The following is a 16,344-nucleotide window of genomic DNA, read 5'->3' as shown; positions in this document are numbered from 1 at the left end:
CGGCCGCCGCCGAGGTAGAGCAGCGAGCCGACGGGCAGCGGCACGCCGTCCACCACGGCTTCGCCGGACATGGCGAGCGCCGCGTACTCGAACTCCTCCTCCACCGGCAGCCGGGCGTCCGTCCCTGCGGCGGCGGTGATGTCGGCGCCGACCAGCGGCGTGTACGCGGTGCCGGGCGAGGTGGCGCCGTCCAGGGTGCCGAGGATCACGGTGGCGCGCAGGCCGTTGCCGCCCGAGATCTCGGGGAGCACCGGGTGGTGCTCGAACGCCGGGGCGGTGTCCCGGTGGTCGCCGGGGAGCGCGACCCAGAGCTGGGTGCCGTGCAGGATCGGCGCATGGGCGTGCGGGCGCGGGGACTCCTCGGAGTGGGCGATGCCCCGGCCCGAGGTCATCAGGCCCAGCTCGCGCGGGCGGACCGTCAGCATGCTGCCGACGCTGTCCCGGTGCAGCACCTCGCCCGCGTGCAGCCAGCTCACGGTCTGGAGGCCGATGTGCGGGTGGGGCGGGACCTGCATGCCCGGCTCGTCGGCGATGTCGTCGGGGCCGTAGTTGTCGACAAAACACCAGGCGCCGACCATCCGGCGGCCGAGTGTGGGCAGCAGGCGGCGCACGAGGGTGCTCTCGCCCAGGGACACCTCGCGGCCCTCGATCAGGTCGCGGACCGGCCCGGTGGGGGCGGTGCCGCCGCACTCGGTGGGGGCGGGCTTCAGGTCAAGGTTGCTCATGCCTTCGATCCTCCCTCATCCGCGCCGCCAGCTTTCCGTGTCCATGGCGAAACTGTGGGGCGCGGCGGCGCCGGCCCCGCCGCCGCTGGTGCGGAACGGCTCCCCGCCGTCGTCCACGCGCACGGTGCCGCGCTCGTCACCGGCGCTCCAGTCCAGCTCGATGTACCAGGCGCAGTCGCAGGCCGCGGCGTCGGCCTCGACGCGCAGCGCGAGCGGCTCGTCGGCGGTGACGGCGAACGGCAGGGCAGGCGCCTGGAGGTCGGTGCCGGTGTCGCCGTCGAAGCCTTCCCGGGGCCGGGCGACGGGCCGGTCCGCGTCGAGATCCACGGTGAACGCGGCGGGGGTGAGGGCGCCGCCGCAGCCGGGGGACATGTCGAAAACCGGCCAGTCGAGCGGGGTCCGGCGCTCGGTGACGCGGACGTGGACGGCCTCCACGACGACCGGTTCGACGGTGGGCCGGGTGAGCCGGACGGTGGCCTCGACGATGGTGGACCCCTCGTGGACCGCGCCCAGCCGCTGTGCCCAGGGCGCGGCGTCCTGCGCGACCGGCGGCGCGGGAACGTCCCCGGGGGCGCGGTCGACCAGGTAGCGGTGGCCGCAGCCCTCCGCCCAGACCTGCGAGTCGGCGGTCCAGGCCAGCGGCGGCTCCTCCTCGGCGGCGGAGGCCGCCGGTCCGGCGGTGCCGTCGGACGTCATGAGGTTCACCACGGCGACGCCGAGGACCAGGGACGCGACGACCGCGCCCGCGACCGGCCACCACCGCCGCGCCCCGTACCGGGACACCCGCACAGCCCCACGCCCCGCGCCGGAGTCCGCCTCCGGCCGGCGGGCGGAACGGTCCCCGGGCCCCGGCTCGGCGGCACGGTCGGACGCCACCGGCGCCGCCGCGGGTCCGGTGCCGGGCGCCGCCGGGGCACGGGCGTCGCGCTCCTGCCGGGCGGCGGCCTCCCGTCCCGGGCGCTGCCCCGGCTCCGTGGCCCGGGCCGGCCCCTGCCCGGGGGCGCGCCCCCCGCCCGGTCCGGCCGCGGGCCGGGACGCGTCGGCGCGGAGCCACAGGCGGTGGAGCTCCAGCAGCTCGTCGCGGTCCGCGCCGCAGAGCCGGGCGAGGCGTTCCACCGGGGCGTAGTCCGCCGGGACGACCGCGCCCGAGCAGTAGCGGTGCAGCGTCGAGGTGCCCAGGTGCAGCCGTGCCGCCAGGGTGCCGAAGCTCAGCCCGGAACGTTCCTTCAACTCCCGCAACCGCGCGGCGAAATCCTCCGCCGGCGTTCTGTCCGCCATGCCGTACGCCCCCGTTCCCCCGGTTCCCCGTCCCCGTCGCGCGTTCCAGGGATACCGCATCGTCGCACGTCAGACCAGCCGGGAGCGTTCCCGCGTCCCTGATCGGCGCGGAACCGTTGCCTCCCCTCCGCCCGGGTCCGCAGGCTCGTCACCGATCACATCCGCACACACCGAGTCCCACAGGGGGGATCTTCGTGAAGTTCACCGCATCCGGCCGCCGTTCGGCGGTGGCCGTCGCCATCACCGCCGCCTGCGCGATGGCCGTCCCGGCCGTCGAATCCGCGCAGGCCGCACCGGCCGCACCGGCCGCCGAGGCCCGGGTCAGCACGGCGGCATTCCTGAGCGCCGCGCAGATGCCGCCGCACGAGACCGGCTGGGTCGCCGACCGCCCGGTGGCGGGCCTGCCCGAGTGGCCGGTTTTCTGCTTCGAGGAGGAGCTGCCCGCCGAGGGGGCGTGGCACCGCCTGTTCCGCACCGAGTACGACACCAACGGCCTCCAGGTCGTCGTCGAGACCGGCGACGAGGAGACGGCGGCGGAGCTGGCCGACGCGCTGACCGCGGCGGCGGCCGACTGCGCGGCCGACTGGCTGCGGGAGAACCCGGGTTCGACGGCGGCCTGGGACGACTACGGCACGGTGTCCGCGCCCGGGACGGACGGCGCCCGCGTCGTCGGCGTGCACACCGCCCCGCCGGACGCGGGCACGGGCGTGCGGCTGCTCGGCATCGGGCGGGAAGGGTCCCGCGTGACGGTGGTGGACTGGGGACAGATGGGGGACCTGACGGACGCTCCGGTGGCCGGCTTCCGCACCACCGTCCGTACCGCGCTGGGCAAGCTCGGCCGCTGACGGCCCCTCGGATCGCCCGGTTCCTGCCCTTACCGGGGGCGGCAGGAGCCGGGCGATCGCTCCATGTACACGTTTACATCATCCGTTTCACCCCCGCTGACCTGGCACTTCGCCGCCCTGGCGGTCAACTGCCGTGGTAATCCGGCGAGATCCCAAGATCTTTTGATGTAAACGATTGCATTACCTCCGCGATCGGCAGTACGTTCGGCGCACTGCCGTGATCGGAGGGTTATGGCCGCCAGCATCATCGACGTCGCCCGGCGCGCGGAGGTCTCGACCGCGACCGTCTCGCGCGCCCTGCGCGGGTTGCCGAACGTTTCCGAGGCGACCCGGGAACGGGTGCTGCGCGCCGCGGAGGAGTTGCAGTACTCGATCTCCCCGCACGCCTCCTCCCTCGCCTCCGGCCGGACCGGAACGGTGGGCGTCGTCCTGCCGTTCGTCAACCGGTGGTTCTACAGCCAGGTCGTGGCCGGCATCGACTCGGTGCTGCGCGCCAACGACCACGATCTCCTGCTGTACAACCTCGGCGACGAGCGTGTGCACGAACGCTTCTTCGCGCGCATGCCGCTGCGCCGCCGCGTCGACGCGCTGATCGTGCTCAACCTGCCGCTCTCGGCGGCGGAGTGCGAGGCGCTCGTGTCGATGGAAGTGCCGGTAGCCGTGCTCGGCACCCGCATACCCGGCTGCTGGCACGTGTCCATCGACAACGCGGAGGGGGCGAGCACGGCAGTCCGCCACCTCATCAACCTCGGGCACCGGCGTATCGGGATGATCACCGGTGCCCTCGGCGATCCACGGGGCTTCACGACGCCGATCGTCCGGCAGCACGCCTACCGCACCGTGCTGGCACAGGCGGGCATCCCGTACGACCCGGATCTGGAGGCTCCGGGGTACTTCGGCATCGAAGAGGGCGCGTCCGCGATGGCGCAGCTCCTCAGCCTTCCCGACCCACCGACCGCGGTGTTCGCGGAGTCGGATCAGATGGCGTTCGGCGCGCTGCGCACGCTGAACCGGATGGGACTCCGGGCGCCCGACGACGTCTCGGTGATCGGTTTCGACAACCACGAGACGGCCGAGCTGCTCGACCTGACCACCATCGCCCAACCAGTAGCCCACCAGGGAGAGTTGCTGGCTCGCCAGATTCTGGACGCGCTGTCCGGGGCGAGCGAGGAGCCCACCCGGGTGGTGGTGCCCACACGCCTGGTCGTGCGCGGCACCACCGGCGCGGCCCGTGTCGCGCGACCGCAACACCGACACCCATCACCCCGGCCGGGACCTGAACCGGACCAGTACGACCGCACTACTGCGCGGTGAGCCGCTAGAACCGCGCATTTTCCAGGGTCAACTCGCAAGAGGAATGGAAGATACGTGCCCCGCACCCGCATTTACGAGACCACGGCCGCACCCTGGTGGCGCACTGCCGTCATCTATCAGGTCTACATCCGCAGTTTCGCCGACGGCAACGGCGACGGCATCGGCGACATCGCCGGACTGCGTGCCCGGCTGCCCTACCTCAGGGAGCTGGGGGTCGACGCCGTCTGGATCAACCCGTGGTACCCCTCTCCCATGGCGGACGGCGGCTACGACGTCGCCGACTACCGGTCCATCGACCCCTCCTTCGGCACCCTCTCGGAGGCCGAGGAGATGATCGCCGAGGCGCACGCCCTCGGGATGCGCGTCATCCTCGACATCGTGCCGAACCACACCTCCAACCAGCACCACTGGTTCCTGGAGGCGCTGGAGGCGGCGCCCGGCTCGCCGGAGCGCGACCGGTACGTGTTCCGGGACGGCCGCGGCCCGGACGGCTCGCTGCCGCCCAACGACTGGCGCAGCCGCTTCGGCGGTCGCGCCTGGACGCGGGTCACCGAGCCGGACGGCACACCGGGCCAGTGGTATCTGCACCTGTTCGCCGCCGAGCAGCCCGACCTCAACTGGGCGAGCCGCGAGGTCCGCGCCGAGTTCGAGTCCATCCTGCGCTTCTGGTTCGACCGGGGCGTGGACGGGTTCCGCATCGACGTGGCCCACGGCCTGATCAAGCACCCGGACCTGCCCGACCTGGGCATCCCCGAGGAGGCGCTGTTCGACCCCGGGCGGCGCCGGGCCGATCACCCGCACTGGGACCAGGACGACGTGCACGAGATCTACCGCTCCTGGCGGAAGATCGCCGACACGTACGCGGGCGACCGGCTGTTCGTGGCCGAGGCGCACGTGCACGAGGACCGGCTGCCGCTGTACGTCCGGCAGGACGAGCTGCACACCGCGTTCAACTTCTCGTTCCTCAAGGCCGCGTGGGACTACGAGGAGCTGCGCGCGGTGATCGACCGGAGCGTCACCTCGCTCGCCGAGGTCGGCGCGCCCGCGACCTGGGTGCTCTCCAACCACGACGTGCCGCGGCACGTCACCCGGTACGGGCGGAAGATCACGCACACCCGCGAGCACGACGTGGACGGCGGGCCGGCCGACCTGGAGCTGGGCCTGCGCCGGGCGCGGGCCGCGGCGCTGCTGATGCTGGCGCTGCCGGGCAGCGCGTACATGTACCAGGGTGAGGAACTGGGCCTGAACGAGGTCGAGGACCTGCCGGAGGAGGCGCTGCGCGACCCCACCTGGGAGCGGTCGGCGCACACGGTGCGCGGGCGCGACGGCTGCCGGGTGCCGCTGCCGTGGTCCGGGGCCGACAGCCCGTTCGGCTTCGGCCCCCGGGGCAGCAAGCCGTGGCTGCCGCAGCCGGCCGAGTGGGAGGGGCTGACGGCACAGACCCAGTCCGGCACCCCCGGGTCGACTTTAGAGCTGTACCGCTCGGCGCTCCGGCTCCGCCAGGAGCAGCCGGGCTTCGCCGGTGAGACGCTGCGCTGGCTGGACGCCCCCGAGGGCGTGCTCGCCTTCGAGCGCTCGCCCGTGCTGCGCTGCGTGGTCAACCTGTCGGACCGGCCGTTCGCCCTGCCGAGGAACTGGGGCGTGCTGCTCTCCAGCGACCGGCTGACCGGCGGCCAGCTCCCGCCGGACACGACCGCGTGGCTGTGGGGCGGCGGAGCGGCCCGCCGCGCCTAGACCACGCCGGTGTCCGTTTCCGTTTCCGTGTCCCCGTAGACAGCCCGGAGCGCGTCCTGGACCGCGGCCAGTGCCGCGGCGCGGTCCAGGCCGAGTCGCCGTGCGCGCCGGGCGTACTCCTGGGCCGCCGCCGCTGCCTCCCGTGCGGCGGCGTCCCCGGCCGTGGCGACGAACGTCCCGTTGCGGCCCTTCGTCTCCACGACTCCGTCGGTCTCCAGCGCCCGGTACGCCTTGGCCACGGTGTTGGGCGCCAGCCCCAGCTCCTCGGCCAGCCCCCGGACGGTCGGCAGCCGGTGTCCCACCGGCAGGGCGCCGGACCGCGCCTGCTCCGCGATCTGGGCGCGGAGCTGCTCGAAGGGCGCGGTCGGTGAGCGGGGATCGATGGAGACCTGCATCGGGTTCACCCGGCCGATTCTGCCGCAGCCCGTCCGTGCGGCGCACGGAGCGCCGCACGACGGGACAACGGGAAGCGGCCCGGCGGGGCACGGCATGAGGGTCCGCGATCATGGGCCTCCGGGGACGGGAGTTCACCGCGGCGGACCCGCGTCCGCCGGCACCCGGCACGCGTACCGCCGAGGTCGCGGCCTCGCCGGGCTGGCCACACTCGCCTCCCTCCACCGGGCCCGCGGTGCGGGCTACACCCCCACCACCTTTACGGGAAACGACGCCGCAAACATTCCCACGCCGGGAATCAAGGCGCTGTGAGCGCCGGCGCGGTCAGGCGTCGGCCCGCCGCAGGCGGGTGCTGACCTCCGTCAGGGCGTGGGCCAGGGTCGCGAGCTGGTCGCGGTCCAGGATGTCGATGAGGGCCTCCCGGACCCGGGCCACATGGCCGGGGGCGGCCTCGCGCAGCGCCTCGGCGCCCGCCTCGGTCAGATGGGCGGTGACGCCCCGGTCGTCCGTGGGGCAGGAGCCCCGGGTGACCAGGCCGCGCTTCTCCAACTGGCCGATCTGGTACGTCAGTCCGCTCTTCGACGTGATCAGGGACTCGGCCAGCTCGGTCATCCGCAGCCCCGCGTCGCCCGCCCGGGCGAGCTTGACGAGGATCTCGTACTGGGGGTGCGAGAGCCCGGCTTCCTCCTTGAGCTGCTGCTCGACGCTGCGGAACACCCGGTGGCTCGCCTCGAGGAACGCCATCCAGGCCGCCATCTCACGCTCGTCCAGCCACCGGGTCTTCGCCATACCTCCATCATACGGTGTTGTTCAAATTCAAACGATTGGCTACGGTCGAGCCGTCCCGTCATGTCCCGTGTGAATGACTACTCCGGAGCGTCCTCATGACTTCCTCCACGGTCCCGCCCGCCGCCTCGCCCGCTGCCGCCACCGACACCGGCCTGCTCCTGCTGCGTCTCGTGGTCGGCCTGTCCATGGCCGCGCACGGCAGCCAGAAACTCTTCGGCTGGTTCGACGGCGGCGGCCTGGACGCCACCGGGGAGGGCTTCGAAGCCGTCGGCTACCCCGCCGGCTGGACCATGGCCCTGATCGCCGGTCTGACGGAGACCTTCGGCGGCCTGGCCATCGCCCTCGGACTCCTCACCCCGCTCGCCGCCGCCGCGGTCCTCGGCACCATGATCAACGCCGCGGTGGCCGTGCACTGGGAGGGCGGGTTCTTCGCGCCCGGCGGCATCGAGATGCCGATGCTGTACGGCCTCGGCGCCGCCTCCGTCGCCCTGACCGGCCCCGGCCGGTACGCGGCCGACACGTTCCTCCCCCTGCCCGCGGCGCTGCGCCCGCACCGCCTGGTCCACGGGCTCGCCGCCCTGGCGCTCGCCGTGGTCACCGCGACCGTGGTGCTGCTGTTCCGTGACTGACACGGGAAGAGAGTGATCATGAGCGACCGCATGCCCGTCCTGTACCTGAGCCACGGCGCGCCGCCGCTGGCCGACGACGCGCTGTGGACCGCGCAGCTCGCCGCCTGGTCGGCGGAGCTTCCCCGCCCGGCGGCGATCCTGGTGGTCTCCGCGCACTGGGAGGCGGCCCCCGTCACCCTGGGCGCCACCACCACCGTGCCGCTGGAGTACGACTTCTGGGGCTTCCCCGACCGGTACTACCGGGTGACCTATCCCGCCCCCGGCGCCCCCGCCCTCGCCGACCGGGTGCGCGGACTGCTCACCGCGCCCGGCACCCCGGTCCACGACGCGCCCGCCCGCGGGCTCGACCACGGCGCCTACGTGCCGCTGGTGGAGATGTACCCCGAGGCCGACATCCCGGTGCTCCAGCTCTCCCTGCCCACCCTCGACCCCGGGCGGCTGCTCCGCCTCGGCCGCCGGCTGGCGCCGCTGCGCGAGGAGGGCGTGCTGATCGTGGGCAGCGGCTTCTTCACCCACAACCTGCGCGAGCTGCGGTGGGACGCCGGGCCGGACGAGGCACCGGCGTGGTCGAAGGAGTTCGACGCGTGGGGGCGGGAGGCCCTGGACCGGGGCGACGTGGACGCGCTGCTGGACTTCGAGCACGCCGCCCCGGCCGGCCGGACCGCGCACCCGCGCACCGAGCACTTCGCGCCACTGTTCGTCACCCTCGGCGCGGGCGAGACCGACCTGCCCGGCCAGCGGACCGTGATCGACGGCTTCTGGGCGGGCCTGGCCAAGCGTTCCGTGCAGATCGGCTGACCGTATGCTCGGCCCCGGAACCTCCGGGGAAGGGGCGGGGATGATCGAGGTCACGTCGGAAGCCGAGTTGCGGGAGCTGATCGGGGAGCCCCAGCCGTACACCCGGGACAAGGCACGCCCGGCCCTGCACGAGCTGGACCGGCTCTGGCTGGCGCACTCGTCGCTCTGCCTGATCGCGACCTCCGGCGCGGACGGCTCGTGCGACGTCTCCCCCAAGGGTGACCCGCCCGGCTTCGCCCTGGTCCTGGACGACCGCACGATCGCCCTCCCCGAACGCCCGGGAAACAAGCGGATGGACGGCTTCCGCAACGTCCTGGCCAACCCCCACGTCGGCCTCATCTTCCTGATCCCGGGCCGCGGCGACACCCTGCGGATCAACGGCCGGGCCAGGATCGTGCGGGACGCGCCGTTCTTCGACCGGATGGTGGTCCGGGGCAGCCGCCCCCGGCTGGCGCTGGTGGTGGAGATCGAGGAGGTCTTCCACCACTGCGCCAAGGCGTTCCTGCGCTCGCACACCTGGGATCCGGCCACCTGGACCCCCGACGCGCTGCCGTCCCGCGCCCGGATGTCCAAGACCTTGGAACGCCCGGACGACTCCCTGGACCTCCTGGAAGTCCACTACGGCCCGGCGTACGCGGAGCGGCTCTACGACGGGTGACCCCCACCCGGCGCGAGCCAGGGTACGCCGGCCGCCGCCGGAGTTCCCCTGTCACGACGCGTACCGGACGATGCTCGACGCGGCCCCTCGTTGAACGGCCGCGCCCCGCGCCGGGACGACCCGTAAGGCCCGCCCCGGCGTGGGGCGGTTCTCAGGGCACGTCAGGTGTCCGGCCGGGCCGACCGCGTCGGGGCCGAAGCGGTGGCGGGCGCGGTCGGCCGCCGCTTCCGCGCGGCGGCGGCGGTCGTCGGCCGGGTCGAGGGAAAGCTGATGGGTCGCGCGTGCCGCGTCGGTCAGTTCCCCGGCGCGCAGCGCGACCGCCCTGACCCGGGCCCGCTGGAGGCCGAGCGCGTCGTGCAGGGCGTAGGCCAGTCCGGTCAGCGCCGGGGTGTGGGCGGTCGGTTCGGGAAGCCGGCGGCTGCGGGTGGTGGCGGACCGGTCGGCGTAGCGGACGGTCAGGGTGAGGGCGCGGGCGGCCTGTCCCTCGCCGCGCAGCCGGTAGCCGAGTTCGTCGGCGAGGGTGAGCAGGGCGCGCCGGCGCCTGCCCGCGTCGAGTTCGTCGTGGCCGAACCGGTGTTCCGCCGCCACCGAGCGCGGCGGCGCGCCCGGGGTGACGGGGGTCGGGTCCACGCCGTGGGCGAGGGCGCGGACGCGGCGGGCCTCGGCGGCGCCGAGGACGCGCTGCAGGGTGGCGGGCGGCGTGGCGGCGATCCGGCCGACCGTGTCGAGGCCGTAGCCGCCGAGCGTGCGCACGGCGGAGGCGTCGAGACCGGTCAGGGCGGCGGCGGGCAGCCCGGCGAGGAACGCGGCGACGGCCGCCGGGTCGTCCGGCACCTCGGCGACCCCGGGCACCCCGTGCGCCTCGGCGGCCATCCGGGCCAGCAGCGGGTTGGCGGCGACGCCGATGACGCAGTCGACCCCGTGCAGCGCGAGCCCCCTGACCCGGACCAGCCGGGCCAGCCGGGCGGCGTCCCGCCCGAAGTACCGCACCGCTCCCCGTACATCGGCCAGCGCGGCATCGGGCGGAAGCGGCTGGACGACGGGGGTGACCTCGGCCAGCAGCCGCGACAGCACCCCCGTGCCGTCCGCCGCCCCCTCCGGGCCCACGCCCGCCACCCGCTCCAGAACGCGCACGTACAGCACCCGGCGGCCGGTCCCGCCCGTTCCGCCCGTCATCCCGCGCTCCCGGGGCTGGCGTGCCAGAGCTTGCGCGGTGCCTTGACGGGGTCCCCGGCGGGCCGCAGGTCGGCCCAGGGGTGCAGGGTGTAGCCGGTGGACAACTCGATCCGCCGATCAGTCGACTCATCTCCTCCACCGTCGCCGTCGCTCTCCCCCTCGTCCTTCTCGTCTCCGCCCGCGAGCCGTTCCGCGACCGCGTCGAGCCCGCCCGTGCGGCGGAGTCCGGCCAGCTCCGCCAGGTCCCAGGCCGCCTGCCCGACCACGCTCAGCGTGCGTGGCCCGCGCCGCTGGACCGTGCCGCGCACCAGCAGCAGCCAGGAGTGGAAGACCGTGCGGGCGCACGCGGCGTGGCTGTCCTCGAAGAACGCCAGGTCGACCAGGCCCGAGGCGTCGTCCAGGGTCGCGAAGATGACGCGCCGGCCGGACCGGATCGGCGGGGTCTGGGCGGCGACCTTGGCACCGGCGACCAGCACCGTCTCCCCGTGCCGGGCCTCGCGCAGGCGGCGGGCGGAGAGCGCGCCCAGCTCGTCGAGGAAGGCCCGGTGGCCCGCCATGAGATGGCCGGTGGTCTCCATGCCCAGCGCCTCCAGCTCCGCGTCGAGCCGTTCCCCGTCCGCCAGGTCGGGCAGCCCGGCGGGAGCGGTCTCCTCGCCGTCCGCGAACGGGAGTTGAGAACCGCCCGCGCCGGGCGCCGGTGCGGCGCGCCGCTGCCGGTGCAGTTCCGCGATGTGCAGCAGCAGGTCGCGGCGGTTGCCGCCGAAGGCGTCCAGGGCGCCGACCTTGGCGAGCCGTTCCGCGACGGGCCGCGAGGGGGCGCCCCGGCTCATCAGGTCGGTGAGGGAGGCGTACGGGCGCCCGGCGGCGATCCGTTCCGCCTCCTCCTCGGTGATGCCGCGCACCTCCCCGAGGGCCAGCCGGATTCCCCACACCCCCGGCCTCCCCGACGCGGACTCCGGTTCGATCCGGTAGACGGCGTCGGACCGGTTCACGTCCAGCGGCAGCACCGGCACCCCCCGCCGCCGCGCGTCCGCGAGCAGCAGCCGCTTGGGGTACATGCCGGGGTCGTGCGTGAGCAGCCCGGCGAAGAAGGCGGCCGGATGGTGCGCCTTGAGCCAGGCGGACTGGTACGTCGGCACGGCGAAGGCGACGGCGTGCGCCTTGCAGAAGCCGAAGCTGCCGAACGACTCCACGATCTCCCAGGTGCGGGCGACGACGTCGGGGGCGTAACGCCGGGACGCCTCCTCGGTGAACCAGGCCCGCACCCGCGGCAGCCGCTCCCGGTCCGACAACGCCCGCCGCGCCTCGTCGGCCAGCGCGCGGTCGCAGCCGGTCAGCAGGGCGATGATCAGGATCACCTGCTCGTGGAAGACGACCACGCCGTAGGTCTCACGCAGGATCGGCTCCAGGTCCCGGTGCGGATACCGGACGGCCCGCCGCCCGTGCCGGGCCTCGATGAACGGCCGCACCATGTCGGCGCCGACCGGCCCCGGCCGGAAGAGCGATATGTCGACGACGAGGTCGTGGAACGTGGTCGGCTGGAGCCGCCCGACGAGGTCCCGCTGGCCCGGCGACTCGATCTGGAAGCAGCCCAGCGTCTCGGTCGAGCGGATCAGCGCGTAGGTCCGTTTGTCGACCGGCCCCGGGGACCCCGGGGTGAACGCGGCGTCCAGGTCGATCCGTTCCCCGGTGGCCCGCTCGACCTCGTCCACCGCGTGCGCCATGGCGGACTGCATCCGCACGCCGAGCACGTCCAGCTTCAGCAGCCCGAGGTCCTCCACGTCCTCCTTGTCGAACTGCGACATGGCGAAGCCCTCGCCGCTGCTGGGCACCACGGGGGTGCGGGCGCGCAGGGTGGCGTCGGAGAGCAGGACGCCGCACGGGTGCATGGCGACCGCGCGCGGCAGCGCGTCCAGCGCCTCGACCAGCTCCCACAGGCGCGGGTGGTACGCGTCCGGGTCGAGGTCACGCAGCTCCGGCAGCTCCTTCAGCGCGGCACGCGCGTCGGCGGCCCTGATGTGCGGGAACGCCTTGGCCAGCCGCCCGGTTTCCTCCGGGTCGAGGCCGAGCGCGAGGCCGACGTCGCGGATCGTGTGCCGCACCCGGTAGGTCTCGGGCATGGCGAGGGTGGCGACCCGTTCCGCGCCGAAGCGCGCGAAGATCGCCCGGTACGCGTCGAGTCGGCGGGTGGACTCCACGTCCACGTCGATGTCGGGCAGCGCGCCGCGGCGGGGGGAGAGGAAGCGTTCCATCAGCAGGCCGTGCTCGACGGGGTCGGCGTGGGCGATGCCGAGCAGGTGGTTGACCAGGGAGCCGGCGCCCGAGCCCCGGGCGGAGGCCCGGATGCCGAGGGCGCGGATGTCGTCGACGACCCGGGCGACGGTGAGGAAGTAGGAGGCGAAGCCGAGGCGTTCGATGATCCGCAGTTCCTCCTCCAGGCGCCGCCAGCGCTTCTCGTCCCGGTCGTAGCGGTGGAGCACCATGCCCGCGGCGCAGCGGGAGCGCAGGGCGCGCTGCGCCGTGCGGCCCGCCGCGCCGGCCAGGTGCGGCTCGGGGAAGTGGACGCCGCCGATGCCCAGGTCACGCGCCGGATCGACGCGGCAGGCCGCCGCCGTCTCCTCGGTCCCGGCGAGCAGCCGGTGGGCGGCGGACCGCCCGTGCCCGGCGGCCCCGGCGATCCGGGCCGCCGCCTCGGCCATGGCGGCCGGGTCCTTCAGCCAGTGCTCGCCGTTGTCCAGGGGGCCGCGCGGGTCGACGGGAACGAGCCGCCGGGCCGCGTCCAGCACGTCCGCGACCGGGCCCTGGCCGGGGTCGGCGTAGCGGACGGCGTTGGTGAGGACGGGTTCGACGCCCTGGTCCAGGGCCAGGCCGAGGGTGCGGGCGGCGGTCCGCACCGGGCCGCTCGCGTCGACCTCCAGCCGCAGCGCGTCGCCGAAGAGGTCCCGCCAGGGGGCGAGCAGCCGGGCCGCGAGGTCGGGGCGGCCGGCGGCCAGCGCCCGGCCGGGTCCGGCGGCGGGGCCGAGCAGCACGACGAGCCCGTCGAGGCCGCCGCGGGCCGGCTCCGCCCACGGCAGCACGGGCCGCTGTCCCCCGCCGCCGGCGTGGGCGGCGGTGACCAGGCGGCAGAGTTGCGCCCAGCCCGTCGCGCCGTCCCGTGCGAGGAAGACGGCACGCTGCGTGGACTCGTCGACATAGGCACCGCCGCGCACGGGCGTCCTCGGCCGTCTCCTCGCCCCTTCCCCGCCTTCCCCGCCTTCCTCGTCCTCCTCGCGCGGTCCGACGGCGAGGTCGACCCCGTACAGCGACCGCACCCCGGCCCGCGCGCACGCCTTGGCGAAGCGGACGGCACCGGCGAGGGTGTCCCGGTCGGTCAGCGCCACGGCGCTCATCCCCCGCTCACCGGCCCGCTCGGCCAGCCGCCCGGGGTGGGAGGCGCCGTACCGCAGGGAGAAGCCGGACGCGACATGCAGATGCGTGAAGTCCACCCTCCGCACCTCCTGTCACGCCCGGCCCCCTGTCTCCCGATGTCCGGTCCCACCATAAACCAGCCATCGAACATATGTCCGAACATGAGGAACGCGCAGGTCACCCCGGTCGCACCTGACGCCCCCTCGCCCCGGATGACCGAAAACGAACACCCGCCGACCGGTGCCGGGTCCTGGCGTGGGGGACATGGGGATGATTAGACCGATAAGCGCATATAAGCGAAGATTGAGGCCCAGGTGGGGCCGTGCCGGAGCCCCGGATCACCGGAGGGTGAGGGCGGTCATGGGCGCTCGGCGCGACAGGAGCCGGCCCGGTCGACGGGACGCCGTGCGGGCCGAGCGGCTGGCGATGCTCGCTGCCGTGGACGCCGGTGAGGGCGACAACGAGGTGCTGCGGCACGCCCTGCTGCACGCTGTGGCCGAGCTGGGCGGGCTGGGCGGCATAGCCCACCTGCGCCGCGCGCCGAGCTTCACCGGTGGCCTGCTGCTGGCGGCGAGCGACGGACTGTCCCCCTTCACCGGGCCCTGGGTGAGCATCTCCGACCAAGGGCCGGCGCCCCCGGTCCGGGCGCTCCGGGAGAACCGGTTCGTCTATGTGCCCAGGATCACCGCACCGGAGCAGCAGTACAGACGTCCGTTGCCGACCTCCGAGGCCGGGCCACCGGCCGCCGGGATGGCCTCAGTGCCGCTGCCGGGGCCGGACGGGCCCTCGGGCGCCCTGTCCGTCATGCTCCCGGAGCACCAGGCACCCGACCCTGGGCAGCGGGCCTTCCTGGAGGAGGTCGCCCGGTGGGTCGGCGGGCGGCTGCGGCGGACCTCGCCCGGCCCCGGTGGGGTGACTCCCACCCTGCTGCACGGACAGGCCAAGCCGGACCCGGAGCTGCCCCGGGCCGAGCGGGCGGGGAGCTGGGAGTGGGAGCTGCGCACTGATGAGCTGACCGTGGGCGACCGGTTCTTCGACGCGCTCGGCATCGACAGCCAGGAGTTCGACGGAACGGTCGAGTTCTGGGTCAGGCTGGTCCACCCCGAGGACCTGTCGTGGGCAGCGGCAGAGATCGACCGGGGGCTCCAGGCCCGCGGCCGGTTCGACATCGAGTACCGGGTGCGCCGTGCGGACGGGACCTACGGCTGGATGCGCATCCGCGGCCGGGTGGTGACCGACGAGCACGGTGAACCGCTCCGCGTCGTCGGCGACGCGTGGAACACCACCGGGACGCATGCGTCGCTGGAGTCGGTGGGGCGCGCCCTGCTGCACATGAGCGACGGGTTCCTGTCAATGACCGGGGACGGGCGGATCAGCTTCGTCAACGCCGCGGCCGAACGGCTGCTCGGCCCGGCACGGGAACTGGTCGGCCTACCCCTGTGGGAGGTGCCCGCACTGCGGGACGTACCCGACGTGGCCGAACGGTGCCGCCGGGCCGTCGGCGAGGGCGAGGGCGAGCCGGTGAGTTTCGAGGTGCCTGGCCCCGGCCGCGACCAGTGGTACCACCTGCGCCTGGTACCCGTACCCGACGGGCTGACCGTGTACGTCACCGACGTCACCGAACGCCGGGCCGCCGAACGCGCGACGGCCGAGCGGGCGGCGCTGATGGCGGGGCTGACCCGGGCGCTGGCCGAGGCGGTCACCGCGAAGGACGTGGTGGACGCGGTGGCCGACAGCGTCCTGCCGCCCTTCGGCGCCAGCGGGCTCATCGTCGCGGCACTGGACCACGAGCGGCTGGACATAGTCGGCTCGGTCGGCTACTCCCGCGCGTTCCTCGACCAGGTCCACGGCACGCCCTTGTCCCAGGCGGTGACCGGGGAGGCGCTGCGCACCCGTACCCCGGAGTTCCACGAGTCGGCCGAGGAGTTCCTGGCCCGCCACCCGGGGCGGACCGACCTGGCGGGCGCCGAGGGCAAGCAGGCCAGCGCCTTCCTGCCGCTGATCGTCTCCGGCAGGTCCACCGGCGTGTGCGTGATCTCCTACGACACCCCGCACCACTTCGGCGAGGACGAGCGGACCGTGCTCACCGCGCTCAGCGGCCTGGTCGCCCAGGCACTGGACCGCGCCAGCCTCTACGACGCCGCCACCACCCGCGCCCGGGAGCTCCAGCGGGCCCTCCTGCCGCGTGTGCTGCCCTCGCTGCCCGCCCTGACCGCCGCCGCCCGCTACCTGCCCTCGGCGCGGGGCGCGGACATCGGCGGCGACTGGTACGACGTGATCCCGCTGTCCGCCGACCGCGTGGCCCTGGTCATCGGCGACGTGATGGGCCACGGCATGCCGGAGGCGGCGATGATGGGCAGGCTGCGGACGGCCGTGCGGACCCTCTCCGACCTCGAACTGCCCCCGGACGACCTGCTGGCCCGGATCAACGACCTCGTCACCGACCTCGGTGAGGAGTCCTTCACCACCTGCCTGTACGGCATCTACGACCCCGCCACCCAGGTGCTCACCTACGCCAACGCGGGCCACCTCCCGCCCGCCGTCGCCCTCCCCGGCGCGGCCGGCACCTTCCCCGGCGCCGCCGCCTTCCCCGCGAC

13 protein-coding genes are annotated in these 16,344 nt (G+C 74.5%); 7 read left to right on the top strand and 6 right to left on the bottom strand.

Features of this window, described 5'->3' with window-relative positions; all coding sequences use genetic code 11:
* Together ACSNOC_RS23580 and ACSNOC_RS23575 are read right to left on the bottom strand one after the other, a co-directional pair.
* Positions 1-725, bottom strand: a 725-nt coding sequence (locus ACSNOC_RS23580; protein WP_436749565.1) for a pirin family protein, incomplete at its 3' end; no start/stop codon positions are given.
* Positions 726-740: 15 nt separating this feature from the next.
* Complete coding sequence (locus ACSNOC_RS23575; protein ID WP_436749564.1) at positions 741-2,003, bottom strand: helix-turn-helix domain-containing protein; 1,263 nt, start codon at positions 2,001-2,003, stop codon at positions 741-743.
* 194 nt (positions 2,004-2,197) lie between these two features.
* Here ACSNOC_RS23575 and ACSNOC_RS23570 point away from each other — a divergent pair, with 194 nt between their 5' ends.
* The 3 genes from ACSNOC_RS23570 (at position 2,198) to ACSNOC_RS23560 (ending at position 5,896) form a co-directional block, all read left to right on the top strand.
* Complete coding sequence (locus tag ACSNOC_RS23570; protein WP_436749563.1) at positions 2,198-2,848, top strand: hypothetical protein; 651 nt, start codon at positions 2,198-2,200, stop codon at positions 2,846-2,848.
* Positions 2,849-3,079: 231 nt separating this feature from the next.
* Positions 3,080-4,162, top strand: a complete 1,083-nt coding sequence (locus tag ACSNOC_RS23565; protein ID WP_436749562.1) for a LacI family DNA-binding transcriptional regulator — start codon at positions 3,080-3,082, stop codon at positions 4,160-4,162.
* Between the two features lie 54 nt (positions 4,163-4,216).
* A complete protein-coding gene (locus ACSNOC_RS23560) occupies positions 4,217-5,896 on the top strand; it encodes a glycoside hydrolase family 13 protein (protein ID WP_436749561.1) in 1,680 nt (559 codons plus the stop codon).
* Here ACSNOC_RS23560 and ACSNOC_RS23555 read toward each other — a convergent pair.
* Both ACSNOC_RS23555 and ACSNOC_RS23550 read right to left on the bottom strand, forming a co-directional pair.
* Positions 5,893-6,291, bottom strand: a complete 399-nt coding sequence (locus ACSNOC_RS23555; RefSeq protein ID WP_436749566.1) for a GntR family transcriptional regulator — start codon at positions 6,289-6,291, stop codon at positions 5,893-5,895. The genes ACSNOC_RS23560 and ACSNOC_RS23555 overlap by 4 nt on opposite strands.
* A gap of 322 nt (positions 6,292-6,613) precedes the next feature.
* Positions 6,614-7,078 carry a MarR family winged helix-turn-helix transcriptional regulator gene (locus ACSNOC_RS23550; RefSeq protein ID WP_436749560.1) on the bottom strand — a complete coding sequence of 155 codons (465 nt, stop codon included), beginning with the start codon at positions 7,076-7,078 and terminating at the stop codon, positions 6,614-6,616.
* A gap of 95 nt (positions 7,079-7,173) precedes the next feature.
* On the opposite strand from ACSNOC_RS23550, the gene ACSNOC_RS23545 reads away from it, so the two are divergent.
* Genes ACSNOC_RS23545 through ACSNOC_RS23535 form a run of 3 tightly spaced genes read left to right on the top strand, consistent with a single transcriptional unit; the run spans position 7,174 to position 9,163 of the window.
* Entirely contained in the window at positions 7,174-7,707 is a 534-nt protein-coding gene (locus ACSNOC_RS23545) for a DoxX family protein (RefSeq protein ID WP_436749559.1), read from the top strand.
* 18 nt (positions 7,708-7,725) lie between these two features.
* Positions 7,726-8,505: a dioxygenase family protein gene (locus ACSNOC_RS23540; protein ID WP_436749558.1), complete on the top strand. Its 780-nt coding sequence runs from the start codon at positions 7,726-7,728 to the stop codon at positions 8,503-8,505.
* A 40-nt stretch (positions 8,506-8,545) separates the two neighbouring features.
* Positions 8,546-9,163, top strand: a complete 618-nt coding sequence (locus ACSNOC_RS23535) for a pyridoxamine 5'-phosphate oxidase family protein (RefSeq protein ID WP_436749557.1) — start codon at positions 8,546-8,548, stop codon at positions 9,161-9,163.
* A gap of 51 nt (positions 9,164-9,214) precedes the next feature.
* Here ACSNOC_RS23535 and ACSNOC_RS23530 read toward each other — a convergent pair whose 3' ends face one another.
* Together ACSNOC_RS23530 and ACSNOC_RS23525 are read right to left on the bottom strand one after the other, a co-directional pair.
* Positions 9,215-10,339, bottom strand: a complete 1,125-nt coding sequence (locus tag ACSNOC_RS23530; protein WP_436749556.1) for a DNA polymerase Y family protein — start codon at positions 10,337-10,339, stop codon at positions 9,215-9,217.
* The gene (locus ACSNOC_RS23525; protein WP_436749555.1) at positions 10,336-13,833 is read right to left on the bottom strand and encodes a DNA polymerase III subunit alpha; all 3,498 of its coding nucleotides are present in this window, start codon (positions 13,831-13,833) and stop codon (positions 10,336-10,338) included. Before ACSNOC_RS23525 ends, ACSNOC_RS23530 begins: the two co-directional genes overlap by 4 nt.
* 274 nt (positions 13,834-14,107) lie before the next feature.
* Here ACSNOC_RS23525 and ACSNOC_RS23520 point away from each other — a divergent pair.
* Positions 14,108-16,344: SpoIIE family protein phosphatase (locus tag ACSNOC_RS23520; RefSeq protein ID WP_436749554.1), on the top strand; the 2,237-nt coding region annotated here is incomplete at its 3' end.

Origin of the sequence: Streptomyces sp. URMC 129, assembly GCF_051386415.1 — a bacterium.
In the GTDB taxonomy this organism is placed as follows: domain Bacteria; phylum Actinomycetota; class Actinomycetes; order Streptomycetales; family Streptomycetaceae; genus Streptomyces.
The sequence above is the reverse complement of the archived record's forward strand: the minus strand, read 5'-3'. Positions and strand labels throughout refer to the sequence as shown.

Coding starts and splice junctions, on each gene's coding strand:
- ACSNOC_RS23575 (WP_436749564.1), bottom strand. CDS start 2,003: ATGGCGGACAGAACGCCGGCGGAGGATTTCGCCGCGCGGTTGCGGGAG.
- ACSNOC_RS23565 (WP_436749562.1), top strand. CDS start 3,080: ATGGCCGCCAGCATCATCGACGTCGCCCGGCGCGCGGAGGTCTCGACC.
- ACSNOC_RS23555 (WP_436749566.1), bottom strand. CDS start 6,291: ATGCAGGTCTCCATCGATCCCCGCTCACCGACCGCGCCCTTCGAGCAG.
- ACSNOC_RS23550 (WP_436749560.1), bottom strand. CDS start 7,078: ATGGCGAAGACCCGGTGGCTGGACGAGCGTGAGATGGCGGCCTGGATG.
- ACSNOC_RS23545 (WP_436749559.1), top strand. CDS start 7,174: ATGACTTCCTCCACGGTCCCGCCCGCCGCCTCGCCCGCTGCCGCCACC.
- ACSNOC_RS23540 (WP_436749558.1), top strand. CDS start 7,726: ATGAGCGACCGCATGCCCGTCCTGTACCTGAGCCACGGCGCGCCGCCG.
- ACSNOC_RS23535 (WP_436749557.1), top strand. CDS start 8,546: ATGATCGAGGTCACGTCGGAAGCCGAGTTGCGGGAGCTGATCGGGGAG.
- ACSNOC_RS23530 (WP_436749556.1), bottom strand. CDS start 10,339: ATGACGGGCGGAACGGGCGGGACCGGCCGCCGGGTGCTGTACGTGCGC.